Origin of the sequence: Streptomyces sp. NPDC051738 (assembly GCF_044453205.1) — a bacterium.
In the GTDB taxonomy this organism is placed as follows: Bacteria; Actinomycetota; Actinomycetes; order Streptomycetales; family Streptomycetaceae; genus Streptomyces.
The window spans coordinates 251,426-265,675 of sequence record NZ_JBITCM010000006.1; the positions used below are offsets into that span (position 1 = coordinate 251,426).

Sequence of the window (14,250 nt, forward strand, 5' to 3'; positions counted from 1 at the left end):
GTCCGCCGCCTCAGCCCTTGACGCTGATGCCGCGCTGCTTCAGGTCGTTGACCGTCCACTCCTGCATGTGCGCGAGCAGGTCGGTGACCTTCTGCTTCTTGCTGACGACCGCGGCCCACTCGTCCTGCATCTCGGTGAACATCGCGGTCCAGTTGGGCCCGTAGGTCCAGTCGGTGGTGACGGTGCCGAGGCTGTCGGTCACGACCTTCTTCGCGGGCTCGTAGTTCTTCCCGAGCAGCTTGTCGGAGATCGCCTCGGAGACATACGCGTCACTGTCGGCCAGTGCCGGCATCACACCGCTGCCGGTCTCCGGACTCGCCATGGTCTTCACGGCACCCGTGTCCGTCGACATCCACAGCGCGGCCTCGGCGGCCTGCTCCTTGTACTCACAGTCCTCGGTCACCAGCGTCAGATTGCCGCTCTGGTTGGTCCCGGCCGGAGTCTTGGCGGCCTCACCCTTGAAGGTCGGCCAGGGGGACAGCGCCCAGTCACCGAACGACTTGGTGAAGTTCTGCACCATGCCGGACATCTGCCAGGTCGAGATCTGCCGGGTCGCGGTGCCGCCGTTGTCGTAGTTGCGCTGCACGGCGGCGTAATCGGCGAAGGACAGCTTGGAGTTCAGATCGTTGTCGATGATCTCCTGGATCACCTTCGCGGCCTTGAGGGTGCCCGCGTCCTGGAAGTTCACGACCCACGAGTCGCCGTCGATGCCGTACCAGTGCGCCCCGGCCTGCATGGCCAGCACCTCCAGGGTGCTGGGGTCCTCACCGGCATAGTTGGTGATCTTGATGTCGTGCTTCTTCAGCTCCTTGCCCGCGGCGATGAAGTCGTCCCAGGTCGCCGGGGCCGTGAGCCCGTACTTCTCGAAGAGGTCGGTGCGGTAGATGGTGAAGGCGGGCGCCGAGGCGGTCGGCACCCCGTACACCTTCCCCTGCACCTGCCCGGTCGCCCACGAGCCGGCGTTGAACTTGTCCTTGTCCGCCTCGACGTACTGGGTGATGTCGGCGAGCGCACCCTGCGAGACCCAACTGGTCACGTACTCACCGGTGTTCTGCAGCAGACACGGCGGGTTGCCCGCCTTGACCGCGTTGGTCAGCTGCTTCTGCATGGTCAGCTGGTCGGTGACCTTCGTGTACTTGAGCTGGACGTCCTTGTGCGAGGCGTTGAACGCCTTGACGACCGCCTCCTGCCCGTTGGCCCAGCCCCAGAAGTCGAGGGATACCGGGCCGGAGGCCTTGGAGTCGGAGTCCGAGGAGTCGTTCCCGCCACATGCGGCGAGCAGACCTGTCAGGGCGATTCCCGCGACGGCGGCGGAGGCGAACCTTCTCCGGGAGCTGGTGAAGTTCATCTGACCGTGATCCTTCGGAATTGGGCGTTCTCAGAACGAGAGGACGGCGGCTCGGTGCTGCCGGCCAGGAACGGCGGCCGGAAACCATCGGCTCGCGGTTGCGGGGGGTCGGCCAAGCAGAAGCTGTAGTAAGCGGTTGCAGGGACGGTAGGCCGACGGCGTGGCTCATAGCAAGAGGTGCGCTGGAATTTGTTACGGCCGGTTGTCCGGAGGGTTATCCCCGGACACGCGTCGGCCATCGTCGGACCACTGCGCGTAACCGCAGGTCACTGGCGGTTCAGAAGGGCCTGGACCGGGTGCCGGACGAACTCCCCGAGTGGCCTCGGGGAGGCTGGAAAATTGCTCGGAAACCGGTTACGAAACGATGCACGGTCACATGGATCGAGACGCGCGCGTCACCTGCGCTGGGCAGGCGGCTTTACGGAGTTGCGTACGACGACATGGGTGCCCAGCACCAGATGCTCGCCGTCGCTGCCCTTACGGCGGCCACCATTGCCCTCACGCCTGTCGGCCACCGCGCGGAGCGCCACGCGGCCCATCTCCTCGTACGGCACGTGCACGGTGGTGAGTTGGGGCGTGAGCTGGGAGGCGAGCGGGATGTCGTCGTAACCGACGATGGACACGTCCTCGGGTACCCGCAGCCCGGCCGCACGCAGAGCCTGCATGGCGCCCGCGGCGACCACGTCGGTCCCGGCGAGCACGGCCGTGAAGTCCAGCCCCTCGCGCAGGCTCTCCTCGACGGCCTCGTACCCGTGTTCGTAGTCGTACGGCCCGTGCCGCACCATGCCTGGGTCGAAGGGCACGCCGTAGGCCTCGAAGGCCCGTCGAGCACCCTTCAACCGCCCTTGCGCGGTGGTGAGTTCGGCATGCCCCGGCAGTACGAGCACCTTGCGATGCCCGGCGGACAACAGATGGCTGGCCATGGCATAGGCGCCGCCCTCGTTGTCGTAGTCGACCGTCGTGGCCGGGACGTCGCCCTCCAGCGGTGGCCTGCCCACCAGCACGAGGTGCGATCCGGCCGCGTCGAGGGAGCGCGCGAACCGGGCCATGCGCAGTTGGTACTCGTCGTAGTCGTAAGCCCCGCCGAGGAGCACCACGGCAGCCACACCCTGTTGCCGCATGAGGTTGACCAGGGCGAGCTCCCGCTCGGGGTCGTCCCCGGTCGTACCGACCAGGGAGAGCCAGCCCCGCAGTGTGGCCGCGCCCTCGACACCCTTCGCCACATGGGCGAACGCGGCGCCGGTGATGTTGTTGATGAGGATGGCCACGGTGGGTGTACCGCCGCCGGCCAGGGAGCGGGCGTGGGCGTTGGTGACGTAGTCCAGGTCCCGGACGACCTTCATCACCCGGCGGCGCAGATCCTCCGACACCGGGTAGTTGCCGGACAGGACGCGCGACACGCTGGCGACAGAGACGCCCGCGCGCTCCGCCACGTCCCGGATGGTGGCCCGACCGGTGTCGCCGGACGCCTTGCGCTGACTCACCCTTGCGGCTCCTTCACCGTTGCGCCTGCCTCGGCATACGGCCGGAAAACGCGCCCCCACCGATACAAGAAACCGTATCCCATGCTCATCCCGACCCACCGTCCCCGCCCGATGCCCGGCAACGGCCACCTGACGGCCACGGGGGCGGTGTCCACTGCCGATCTCCGGCCCGCTGGAGGCGCACCAACGCCGAGCGACGGCCCACCAACCTGCGCTGTCCCCATGACACCGGCATGTGGCGCCCCGTAGGCGACCGAGCCACATTTCCGGCACCGCGGCTGCAAGGCGTGGGTGAGCACCCCCACTCCAGCTGCAAGACGCAGACGGGCAAACCAACCCAAGTGCCCCCGCTCAAGCCCCCCGCCCAAGCGCCCACCCTCAAGCAACCCGGGCCAAATCCGCATGCAGCACCTCATGCCGCAACGCTCCGCCACCCGCCACCCGCTCCAACTCCTCCACCACGATCCGGCCCAGCCGCTCCAGCTCGTTCCCGAGCGACCCGGCGATATGAGGGGTCAGGAAAACATTGGGCAGGTGATACAGCGGCGACCCGGCAGGCAGCGGCTCCGGCTCGGTCACATCGAGCACCGCATGCAGCCGCCCGGAAACCAGCTCATCCGTCAGTGCCTCGGGATCAACGAGCGCCCCCCGCGAGGTATTGATCAGCACGCCGCCGTCCCGGATGAGACCCAGCCGCTCCCCATCGAGCATCCGGTACGTCTCAGGGATGTCCGGCGCATGCAGGCTGACGATGTCGCTGTGCCGTAGAAGGTCGTCCAGCGACAGCAACTCGGCGCCCCACTCGGCGGCCTCGGCCGCGCTGACATACGGATCGTGCAACAGCACCGTGAAGTCGAACGGCCGCAGCAGTTCCAGCAGCCGTCTGCCGACCCGCGAGGCGCCGATGACGCCGATCCGCCGGCCGACGTTGCCGATCGCGGCGGTCTCGCGCTGCGTCGGGTAGGTATGCGTGCTGCGAAAACGCTCCCGATGCCCGAAGGTGTCCTTCCCCGCGAGCAGGATCATCGCAAGCGTGTACTCCGCAACCGGCAGCGCGTTGCCGGTGACCGCGCTGGAGACGGTGACCCCGGCCTGCCACAGCGCGTCTCCGACCAGTGAGCGCACCGAGCCGGCGGCGTGCAGTACGGCGCGCAGCTTGGGCGCGGCGGCGAGGGCGTCGGCGTCGAGGTGGGGGCAACCCCAGCCGGTGATCAGTACCTCGGTCCGGGCGAGGGTCTCGGCCGCCGCCGGATCGGCGAAGTCCCGTACGACGAGCGCGGGGTCGAGTTCGGACGCCTGCCTCAGCCGGGCCATGAGCGGCGGGGGGAAGAGCAGGGGGAGGTGCACCGGATCCATTGCGAACACGGCCCTCGGCGGGTGCGGGCTGGGCATGACTCTCCTGAGGCACCTAGTTGAGACGCTGATCGAGACGTTGGTCGAGACGTTGATCGAGGTACCGATCGAGACATCGATCGACACGCTGGGCGGAAACTGTTTCAGAAAGCGGCTTCTACCGTAGATCTGGAGCGGTGACCGGTCAATCGCTGGGGTGAAGAGCGCAGTTCTCAGGGCTGGCCGTGTGGTTCGCGCGCCGATGTGCCGCCAGCTCTTCAGCTGTCTTCGAAATCGGTTACTAACCGTTCCCTGGAGTCGTTCGGGCCGAGACTGAAGGAGCTCGTTGACAACCGGTTCCCGTCCGGACCGGTCGGGGTGTCGTCCCCATCCTTGCCGATCGCCCCTGCTCAGAGCACCTTTCAGGGCTCCTGCGAGCCCCTGTCCATCATGAAGCCGAGGTTACGCAGACTTTTCGAAAGTTCGCCAAGGCTCTTGACGCGCTCCCCGGCCCGGAAGAAGCTCTGCCCCAACGCCATAGCAACCGGTTGCTAAATTGGCCGGTTCTCGGCCGACGAGTCGCTCGCTGGCTGATATATCGAACGAACTGAGCAGGAGGTGGTGCGCTCATGCGCCCACATGCCGGAGCCCCGCTGAGTCGCCGCCGCTTGCTCAGCCTCTCCGCGGGCGGCGCCGCGGCCGGCGCTGCGGCGCTGAGCGGTTGTGCAATGCAGGTGTCCACCGGGGTCAGCGGATCCGGTGAGACCGTCACCGTGATGGTCAACTCCGGGGACATCCTCCCGGAGCAGGTCCAGCAGGCGAAGAAGGACCTCGGTATCAAGATCGCCCTGGTGAAGTACGACATAACCAAGCTGATCGCGATGCTGACCAGCGGCAACCCGCCCGACCTGGTGCGCGGCGTCGGCGCGGTGGACCTGCCGTACTTCGCGGCGCGGGACGTGGCAGAGGAACTGGACCCCTACTTTGCCCGGAGCAGCGTCCTCAAGCTCGACGACCTCGATCCCGTCAACGATCTGTGGCGGTTCGACGGCCGCATCCAGGGCAAGGGCCCGCGCTACGGCATGGCGAAGGACTTCTCCCAGGACTCCATGTACTGGTACAACACCTCGTCCTTCGACAAGGCCGGAATCGACTACCCGCCGGAGACCGAGCCGGCCACGTACGAGGAGTGGCTGGAGAGCGCCAAGCGCCTGGTGCAGCGCAAGAACGGCCAGACCACCGTCTTCGGCGGCAGTTTCAACGGGCTGACCCGGTCCACACTCTTGGCGACCATGACGGCGTCCGCCGGCGGCAGCCTCTTCAGCGACGACTTCTCCCGGGTCGACTTCACCACGCCCGAGGCCCGTAAGGCGCTGGCCTGGTACATCGACTACTGCAAGACCAAGGTCGGGCCGAGCCTCATCCAGCCCGACCCCAACGGCTGGGACGGGCCCACCTACCAGGCCGGGCGGATGGCCATGTCGAACTCCGGCTACTGGATGGGCGGCATGATCTACCCCGACAAGAAGCTGGCGGAGGCGTCCCGCCTGGCGCCCGCCCCGTACTTCGCGGGCGGCGAGCGGATCAGCGCCTGCCAGGGCGGCACCGGTCTGTGGATGCCGCGCGGGGCGAAGAACAAAGACGCCGCCTGGCGGGTCTTCGAGTGGTTCTTCGGCGAGGAGCCGGCCAGGGGGCGTGCCTCCGGTGGCTGGGGCATCCCCAGCCTGAAGTCGATGCGGTCGCTGATGCCGGCCAAGGAGGACTACCAGAAGCGCGTGCTCAAGGTGCAGGACGACGAGTTGAAGCACTTCTCGGTGGTCTCCTTCACCCCTTACACCCGGGCGGACGCGCTCGACGCCCTCTTCAACCAGATCGCCCCCGCCGCGATGAACGGCCAGATCTCCGTCGACACCCTCGCCGGGCGCCTGAACTCGGCCATCAACGAGCAGCTGAAGCGCGGTAAGGAGCAAGTGGGATGACGGTTGGCCAGATCTCCTCCGTAGGCGCGGAACGGCCGGACCCCGCCGTGAGCGCCGCACGCGCACCGGCCACCGGCGGGCCACGCGTCTCCATGACGGCGCGCAGGCACCGGGCGTTCTACATGTTCACCTCGCCCTGGATCATCGGGTTCCTCCTGCTGACCGTCACGCCGATGGTGTACGCGCTGTGGCTGAGCTTCACCACGTTCGACGGCATCTCGCCCAACTGGAAGTACGTCGGACTCGGCAACTACCGCGAGCTGCTGAACGATCCGGTGACCTGGGACGCGCTCGGCCGCGCCGGCCTGTTCGCGGTGACCTCGGTGCCGCTGTCGATCATCGCGGGCCTCGCCCTCGCCGTCCTGGTCAACCGGCCGATCAAGGCACGCGGACTGTTCCGCACCCTGCTGTATCTGCCCGCCGTGGTGCCGCCGGTGGGCGCGGGCCTCGCCTTCAAGCTGCTCTTCGACCAGAACTCCGGCGCCTCCAACGGTGTCCTGACCTTCTTCGGCATCGACGCAGTGGCCTGGCTCGCCGACCCCTACGCCCGCTACGTACTGCTGATGACGGTGCTCTGGGGCGCCGGAAACGTCATGATCATCTCGCTGGCCGGCCTCCAGGACGTACCCCGCGAACTCCACGAGGCCGCCCGCATCGACGGGGCGAGCGCCTGGCGCACCTTCCGCAGCATCACCGTGCCGTTGCTGTCACCCGTCCTGCTCTTCCAGACGGTGACCGGGATGATCGCCTCGGTACAGACGATCATGCCGCTGCTGCTGGCCCCGCTCGGCGACACGAGCGGCATCACCACGGTCCCGCAGTCCAACTACCTCTACATGATGCACGTGTTCGCGCAGTACTTCGCGCTCGGCCGCTACGGCTACGCCTCCGCACTGCTGTGGGTGCTCTTCGTCCTGATCCTCGTCGTGACCGGACTCATCTTCAAGTTCACGTCCGGCGCGGTGTTCTACAACGTCGACCCGGAGGCGAAGAAGTGACCGCCACCACCCTGCCGCCCAAGTCATCGACGACCGGCATACGCGTGCGGGTGCGCACCAAGCGCCTCGTCCTCTACACGGTTCTCGTCTCCGTCACCGGCCTGTTCCTCGGCCCCTTCGGCTGGTTGGTCCTCTCGGGCCTGAAGACACAGGCCGAACTGGCCGCCTCGCCGGTGCACTGGCTGCCCGAGGTCTTCCAGTGGCACAACTTCGCCGACGCCTTCACCCAGATCGACTTTTTCGGCTACGCCCGCAACTCGCTGATCATCGCTCTCCTCTATGCCACGCTCGTCACGCTCAGCTCGGCCTGGGTCGGCTTCGGCTTCGCCCGGCTCGACGCGCCCGGCAAGAAGGTGCTGTTCGGCGTTCTGCTCGGCTCGATGATGCTGCCCCAGATGGTCACGCTGCTGCCGACCTACCTGATCTTCGCCAAGCTCGGCATGGTCGACACGTACTGGCCGTGGGTCCTGTGGGGCCTGTCCGCGGCGCCGTATCTGGTCTTCCTCTTCCGGCAGTTCTTCGCGGGCATGCCGCGCGAGCTGGAGGAGGCCGCGATCGTCGACGGCTGCGGATACGGGGCGATCTTCTGGCGGATCTTCCTGCCGCAGTCCTGGCCCGTGCTGTCGGCGAGCTTCATCATCGCCTTCACCTGGACCTGGGGCGACTACATCGCCCCGCAGCTGCTGCTGTCCACCGACCGCACCACGCTCGCCGTCGCCGTGATGACCACCTACGTCAACGAGGGCGGCACGCCCGTCCCCGAGCTTCAGGCCGCGGCCTCCGTGATGTACGTCGTCCCGATCCTGCTGATCTTCCTCATCGCCCAGCGCGGCTTCGTCGCCGGGATGTCCACCACCGGACTGAAGTGACCTCTCTTACCGAACCTTTTGCAAGGAGTTACGCATGAACGCGCCCCTGTCACGCCGGAACGCCCTCCAGGCCGCCGGTGTCATCGCTGCCGCCGGCTTGGCCGGCAGCATCGCGGGCTCCGCACAGGCCGCCGCGGCGGAGGAGGCCGGCACCACCGGCGACAGCGTGGTCATCCACCCGACCCTTCCGCAGGTGCCTGTCAACAACTCCTTCACCGTCAAGGTCCGGCCGCTCGGCGGTACCTGGCAGAAGCTCGGCGTCTACCTTGCCAAGCTCGCACTGATCGACGCGAACACCGGCAGCAACAAGGCCCAGAGCTCCTCCTGGGCCGCCTTCGACTTCTCCGGCACCGTCGAGGTCGAGGTCACGTACAACCCGGGCGGCGGCGAGAACGTCCGCATCCGCCCCGACTCGTACGGCATCAAGCCCGAGGTGCTCGGCAGCACCGCGCGCTTCACCCTGGACCGGCCCCGCAACCTCGTCGTCCAGATCGACGACAAGATCTTCGACTGCCTGCACCTGTTCGCGAACCCGATCGAGCAGGACGTGCCCACCGAGGGCGACAAGAAGGTCATGTACTTCGGGCCCGGTCTGCACACCCACCCCGACCGGACCCTGAAGGTGCCCACCGGCACCACCGTCTACCTGGCCCCGGGCGCCGTCCTCACCTCCAGCGTGATCTTCGAGGGCGTGGAGAACTCCCGCCTGATCGGCCGGGGCGTGCTCTACAACGCGACCGGCGGCGCGGTCTTCGTCCGCAAGTGCGACAACGTCACGATCGACGGCGTCACGATCCTCAACCCCCGGTACGAGAACATCAGGGTCGCCGAGTCCAAGAACCTCACCATCAAGAATCTGCGCGCCTTCAGCCACCAGGGCTGGGGTGACGGCATCCAGCTCTACTGCTCCGAGAACGTCACGATCGACGGCTGCTTCCTGCGCACATCCGACGACTGCGTCGCCCTCTACACCCACCGCTGGGACTTCTACGGCGACACCCGCAACATCACCGTCAAGAACTGCTCCCTCTGGGCCGACGTCGCCCACCCGATCAACATCGGCGTGCACGGCAACTCCGACACCCCCGAGATGCTGGAGAACCTGCGCTACGAGAACATCGACATCCTCGACCACCGCGAGCCGCAGGTGACCTACCAGGGCGCCATCGCCTTCATGGTCGGCGACAGCAACATCGTCCGGGACGTCAGGTTCGACGACATCCGCGTGGAGGACTTCCGCTGGGGCCAGCTCATCCACATGCGCGTCGAGTACAACCCGAAGTACAACACTTCGGCAGGCCGCGGCATCGAGTCCGTCTACATCAAGGACCTCAGCTACAACGGCAAGAACGCCGACCTCTCGATCATCGCCGGCCTCGACGCGGAGCACGCGATCAAGGACGTCACTTTCGAGAACCTCCGCGTCAACGGCAGGGTGATCGCCGACAGTACAGGCAAGCCGAGGTGGTATCTGGCCTCGGACGGCGTGCCCATGTTTGTCAACGAGCACGTGACGAACCTGAAGTTCCTCACCACCGCCGAGGCCGAGGCGGCAGCGGCGTCATGACGAACCTCGCCACCAGCCGCCGGGGCTTCCTCGGCGGCGCGGCGGCCCTGCTGCTGGCGTCGGGTACGAGCGCACTGCTCGTGCCCGGCACGGCCCGGGCCGCCGCCCAGAACGACACCGGCTCCAGAGCCTTCGCCCACCCCGGTCTGCTGCACACCGCCGACGACCTCGCCCGCATGAAGGCAGCGGTCGCCGCACAGGAATCCCCGGTCCACGACGGCTACCTCGCGTTCGCGGCCCACGCCCGCTCCAAGTCGACGTACACGATCCAGAACACCGGCCAGATCACCTCCTGGGGCCGCGGTCCCGCGAACTTCCAGAACCAGGCTCCCGCCGACGCGGCCGCCGCCTACCAGAACGCGCTGATGTGGTGCGTCACCGGCAACCGGGCCCACGCCGACAAGGCCCGCGACATCCTCAACGCCTGGTCGGCGTCCCTGACCATGGTCACCGGAGCCGACGGCCCGCTCGGCGCGGGCCTGCAGGCCTTCAAGTTCGTCAACGCGGCCGAGCTGCTCCGCCACAGCGGCTACGACGGCTGGGCGCAGAAGGACATCGCCCGCTGTGAGCGGTCCTTCCTGGACGTCTGGTATCCGGCGATCTCCGGCTACATGCTCTACGCCAACGGCAACTGGGACCTGACGGCCATTCAGTCCATCCTGGCCATCGGCGTGTTCTGCGAGGAGCGCACCCTCTTCGAGGACGCGCTGCGCTTCGTCGCGGCCGGCTCCGGCAACGGCAGCGTCCCGGGCCGGGTCGTCACCGACGCCGGCCAGGGGCAGGAAAGCGGCCGTGACCAGGGACACGAGCAGCTCGCCGTCGGTCTGATGGGCGACGCGGCGCAGGTCGCCTGGAACCAGGGCGTCGACCTGTGGGGCTTCGACGGCAACCGCATTCTCGCCAATGCCGAGTACGCCGCCCGCTACAATCTCGGCGGCGTCGTCCCCTTCACCCCCGACCTCGACCGCACCGGCAAGTACATCAAGACGGCCGTCTCCGAGAAGGTCCGCGGCAATCTGCCGCCGGTCTACGAGATGTACTACGCGCACTACGCGGGCGTCCGCGGCCTCGACGCCCCGTACACCAAGGCGGCCGTCTTCCGCGGCACCGGTGGCACCCGCTTCGTCGAGGGCAGCAACGACGACCTGCCGAGCTTCGGCACCTTCACCTACGCCGGCACGAAGGCGCCGTCACCGACGGTGCCGACGGCCCCGGCGGGCGTCACCGCCCTCGGTGACTCGGACGCCGTGACGGTGGCTTGGCTGCCGTCCGCGTGGGCGACGACGTACACCGTCCGGCGGGCGAGCAGCCCCGAGGGGCCGTACGAGGAGATCGCCTCCGGCGTCGACAAGCCGGCGTACACGGACGGCGACGTGCGCGCGGGACGGACGTACCACTACACCGTCACCGCAACCAACTCACAAGGTGAAAGCGGGAGTTCGAGCCACGCCACCGCCACCGCCGGGCTCCCCGAGCCCTGGTCCAGCCAGGACATCGGCGCGGCGCGGATCCCCGGCTCCGCCGCCTTCGACGGCGAGCGGTTCGTGCTGGAGGCGTCCGGCACCGCCGACACCTACCGCTCCGCCCACCTCCGGCTGTCCGGCGACGGCACGATCACCGCACGGATCGTGTTCCCGCTCAGCTCGCAGTACGCCAAGATCGGTGTCACCCTGCGCGACTCCCTCGACACGGACGCCGCGCATGCCTTGATGCTGATCCAGGGGCTGCCGCTGCACACCTGGAGCGGCGTGTGGACGGTACGCCCCGAGGTGGGCGCGGACATCTCCGCCACCGGCAGCACGCCCGTGCCGCCCACCCAGCAGCAGGCCATCACCACGTCCGCCGCGTTCCCGATCTCCGACCTCGGCGAGCTGCCCGAGTCGGCGACCCCGCTTCAGGCGCCGTACGTCGAGGGCGCGGGCGACGGCTACCGGCTGCGGGCGCCCTACTGGGTGCGGGTGACGCGCAGGGGCCGCCGTTGCACGGGGGCGATCTCCCCGGACGGCATCCGCTGGACCCAAGTCGGCTCCAGCGAGGTCGAGTTGGGGCGGACAGCTTACGCCGGTCTGGTTCTCACCTCCTGTCTGGGCGTCGACACGGAGTACGCCGAGACCGGCACCGGTGCCTTCGACAACGTCACCGTCATCTCGTCCGCGCAGGGTGAGGTCTGGTCCGTGCCCCGCCCCGCCCGCACCGCCACCGGCCTCAAGGCGACCACCGGCGCCGACGCCGTGGAGCTGGCCTGGTCCGACCCCGACCTCTCCGCCCGCTACAAGGTGCTGCGGTCGAGGGCCGCCCACGGCCCCTACGAGACGATCGCGACCGGCATCGGCCCCGTCGGCTTCGGCACGCGCCTGCGGTACGCGGACGCCACCGGCGCCCCCGGGACGACGTACCACTACGCCGTGACGAAGACCAACTCCGGCGGCCGAGGCCCGCTCTCCGACCCGGTGTCCGCACGGATGCCGACCCCGAGCGTGCCCCGACTCACCTCCGCAGCCGCCGCGTTCGGCAACAAGGGCGTTTCCTTCCGCCACGTCCTGCGCGGCTCGCACGAGCCCGTGCGGTTCACCGCTGCCGGGCTGCCCGACGGGCTCCGCCTCGACAAGCGCACGGGGCTCGTCCACGGCACGCCCACCGAAAGCGGGCAGTTCACGGTGACCACCACCGCGGGCAACGCCTCCGGTGACGGCACCGGCACGCTCGCCCTCACCGTCGGCGCACCCCCGCCGGCCCCCTGGACCTACGGCGACCTCGGCGATCCCGTCCTCGACGAGCGCGCCTTCGGGACGCTGGGCGTGGTCGCGATCCGCACGCAGGGCAGCACGTCGTACGACGGCGGGACCTTCACCGTGCGCGGCGCGGGCGTCGATCTGAGCGTCAACAACCAGGCCATGACCGGTCAGTTCGTACGACGGTCCGTCAGCGGCGACTGCGAGATCACCGCCCGGCTCGGCTCCCGCACGGGCGCGAGCGCCGACCAGGTGGGACTGCTGATGGCCAAGTCGCTGTCGCCGTTCGACCAGGCCGCCGGGGCGATCGTCACCGGCGGGACCCTCGCGCAGCTCATGCTGCGCACGACCGTCGCCGGAAAGTCGGCCTTCACCGGCAACGGCACGGCCACCCTCCCCAGCCTGCTGCGGCTGAAGCGCGTCGGGACCGCCTTCACCGCAGCCCTGTCCACCGATGACGGCGCCACCTGGACAACCCTCGCCACCGGCGAGGTCCCCGGGTTCGGTGACGCCCCCTACTACGTGGGCCTCGTGGTCTGCTCACGCAACCAACTGGCCCGCTGCACCACCGAGTTCGACGAGGTGAGCATCACCAACGACTGATCCCCCCACGGATTGGAGTCGCACGAAATGAGCCGCATTTCCCCCCACCAGCCCTCCGAACAGGGCGAGTTGAGCCGACGCAGCCTGTTCAAGGCCGCCGGCGGTCTCACCGCCGCCCTCGCCGTCGGCGCCTCGGCCGCCGCCCTCACGGGCGCCCCGGCCGAGGCGGCCCCGGCCACCTTCACCCACCCCGGCATGCTGCACGCCTACGGTGAGCTCAACCGGGCCAAGGTCCGGGTCGCCGCGGGCAACGACCCGTGGCTGTCCGGCTGGAACCGCCTGACCGCCAACTCCCACTCCGCGAGCACCTGGCAGCCGAACCCGCAGGCCACGATCATCCGCGGCGGCACGGGACAGAACTACGGCATCCTCTACAACGACATCCACGCCGCCTACCAGAACGCCCTGCGCTGGAAGATCGCGGGCACCACCGCCAACGGCGACGCGGCGGTCCGCATCCTCAACGCCTGGTCGGGCACCCTGACCACGGTCACCGGCAACGCCGACCGCTACCTGGCCGCCGGCATCTACGGCTACCAGTTCGCGAACGCCGCCGAACTCATGCGCGGCTACAGCGGGTTCGACCTGGAGCGGTTCAAGACGATGATGCTCAACGTCTTCTACCCGCTCAACAACCGGTTCCTCAACGAGCACAACGACGCCTGCATCACGAACTACTGGGCCAACTGGGACCTGTGCAACATGAGCTCCATCCTCGCCATCGGGATCCTGTGCGACGACGGGGCCAAGTACGACCAGGCGGTGAACTACTTCAAGAACGGCGCGGGCAACGGCGCGATCCGCAAGGCCGTCCCGTTCGTGTACGACAGCGAGGGCCTCGCGCAGTGGCAGGAGTCGGGCCGCGACCAGGGCCACAGCGTCATGGGCATCGGCCTGATGGGCGCCTTCTGCGAAATGGCCTGGTCCCAGGGCGAGGACCTGTACGGCTACGACAGCAACCGCTTCATGAAGGCCGCCCAGTACGTCGCCAAGTACAACCTGGGCCAGGACGTGCCCTTCACCACCTACACCTGGGGCACCGGGCAGAACTGCGCCCAGCAGAGCCACACGGCGGTCTCGGCCGCGAGCCGCGGTCAGCTCCGTCCGGTGTGGGACATCCTCCACTACCACTACGCCCGGCGACGCGGGCTGTCCGTTCCCTACATCACCGCCATGGCCGAGCAGGTCCGTCCGGAGGGCGGGGGTGGTGACTACGGCTCCGCCAGCGGCGGCTACGACCAGCTCGGCTTCGGCACGCTGCTGTATGCCAAGTAGCCCCGTACGCCGGGTGGCCGTGTCCCCCGAATAGCCCTCACATCCGCTCGTGCGCCGGAATAT

General features: G+C 68.4%; 9 protein-coding genes. 6 read left to right on the forward strand and 3 right to left on the reverse strand.

What is annotated here, in order from left to right; genetic code table 11:
* Positions 1 to 10 precede the first annotated feature (10 nt).
* From ACIA8X_RS16690 to ACIA8X_RS16700, 3 genes are all read right to left on the reverse strand, one after another.
* A complete protein-coding gene (locus ACIA8X_RS16690) occupies positions 11 to 1,348 on the reverse strand; it encodes an ABC transporter substrate-binding protein (protein ID WP_399458549.1) in 1,338 nt (445 codons plus the stop codon).
* Positions 1,349 to 1,743: 395 nt separating this feature from the next.
* Positions 1,744 to 2,832, reverse strand: a complete 1,089-nt coding sequence (locus ACIA8X_RS16695; protein ID WP_393447744.1) for a LacI family DNA-binding transcriptional regulator — start codon at positions 2,830 to 2,832, stop codon at positions 1,744 to 1,746.
* Between the two features lie 378 nt (positions 2,833 to 3,210).
* Positions 3,211 to 4,224: a hydroxyacid dehydrogenase gene (locus tag ACIA8X_RS16700; RefSeq protein WP_393448073.1), complete on the reverse strand. Its 1,014-nt coding sequence runs from the start codon at positions 4,222 to 4,224 to the stop codon at positions 3,211 to 3,213.
* Positions 4,225 to 4,793: 569 nt separating this feature from the next.
* On the opposite strand from ACIA8X_RS16700, the gene ACIA8X_RS16705 reads away from it, so the two are divergent.
* The 6 genes from ACIA8X_RS16705 to ACIA8X_RS16730 are packed head-to-tail and all read left to right on the forward strand — an operon-like array spanning position 4,794 to position 14,187.
* On the forward strand, positions 4,794 to 6,143 hold the full coding sequence (locus ACIA8X_RS16705; protein ID WP_399458551.1) for an extracellular solute-binding protein: 1,350 nt from the start codon (positions 4,794 to 4,796) through the stop codon (positions 6,141 to 6,143).
* The gene (locus ACIA8X_RS16710; protein ID WP_399458552.1) at positions 6,140 to 7,141 is read left to right on the forward strand and encodes a carbohydrate ABC transporter permease; all 1,002 of its coding nucleotides are present in this window, start codon (positions 6,140 to 6,142) and stop codon (positions 7,139 to 7,141) included. The genes ACIA8X_RS16705 and ACIA8X_RS16710 overlap by 4 nt, the downstream gene beginning before the upstream one ends.
* On the forward strand, positions 7,138 to 8,010 hold the full coding sequence (locus tag ACIA8X_RS16715) for a carbohydrate ABC transporter permease (protein WP_393447750.1): 873 nt from the start codon (positions 7,138 to 7,140) through the stop codon (positions 8,008 to 8,010). The genes ACIA8X_RS16710 and ACIA8X_RS16715 overlap by 4 nt, the downstream gene beginning before the upstream one ends.
* Positions 8,011 to 8,044: 34 nt before the next feature.
* Complete coding sequence (locus ACIA8X_RS16720; protein ID WP_393447752.1) at positions 8,045 to 9,577, forward strand: glycosyl hydrolase family 28 protein; 1,533 nt, start codon at positions 8,045 to 8,047, stop codon at positions 9,575 to 9,577.
* Positions 9,574 to 12,912, forward strand: a complete 3,339-nt coding sequence (locus ACIA8X_RS16725; protein WP_393447754.1) for an alginate lyase family protein — start codon at positions 9,574 to 9,576, stop codon at positions 12,910 to 12,912. Before ACIA8X_RS16720 ends, ACIA8X_RS16725 begins: the two co-directional genes overlap by 4 nt.
* A gap of 27 nt (positions 12,913 to 12,939) precedes the next feature.
* Positions 12,940 to 14,187, forward strand: coding sequence for an alginate lyase family protein (locus ACIA8X_RS16730; protein ID WP_393447756.1), 1,248 nt, complete (start codon positions 12,940 to 12,942; stop codon positions 14,185 to 14,187).
* The last annotated feature ends 63 nt before the right edge of the window (positions 14,188 to 14,250 follow it).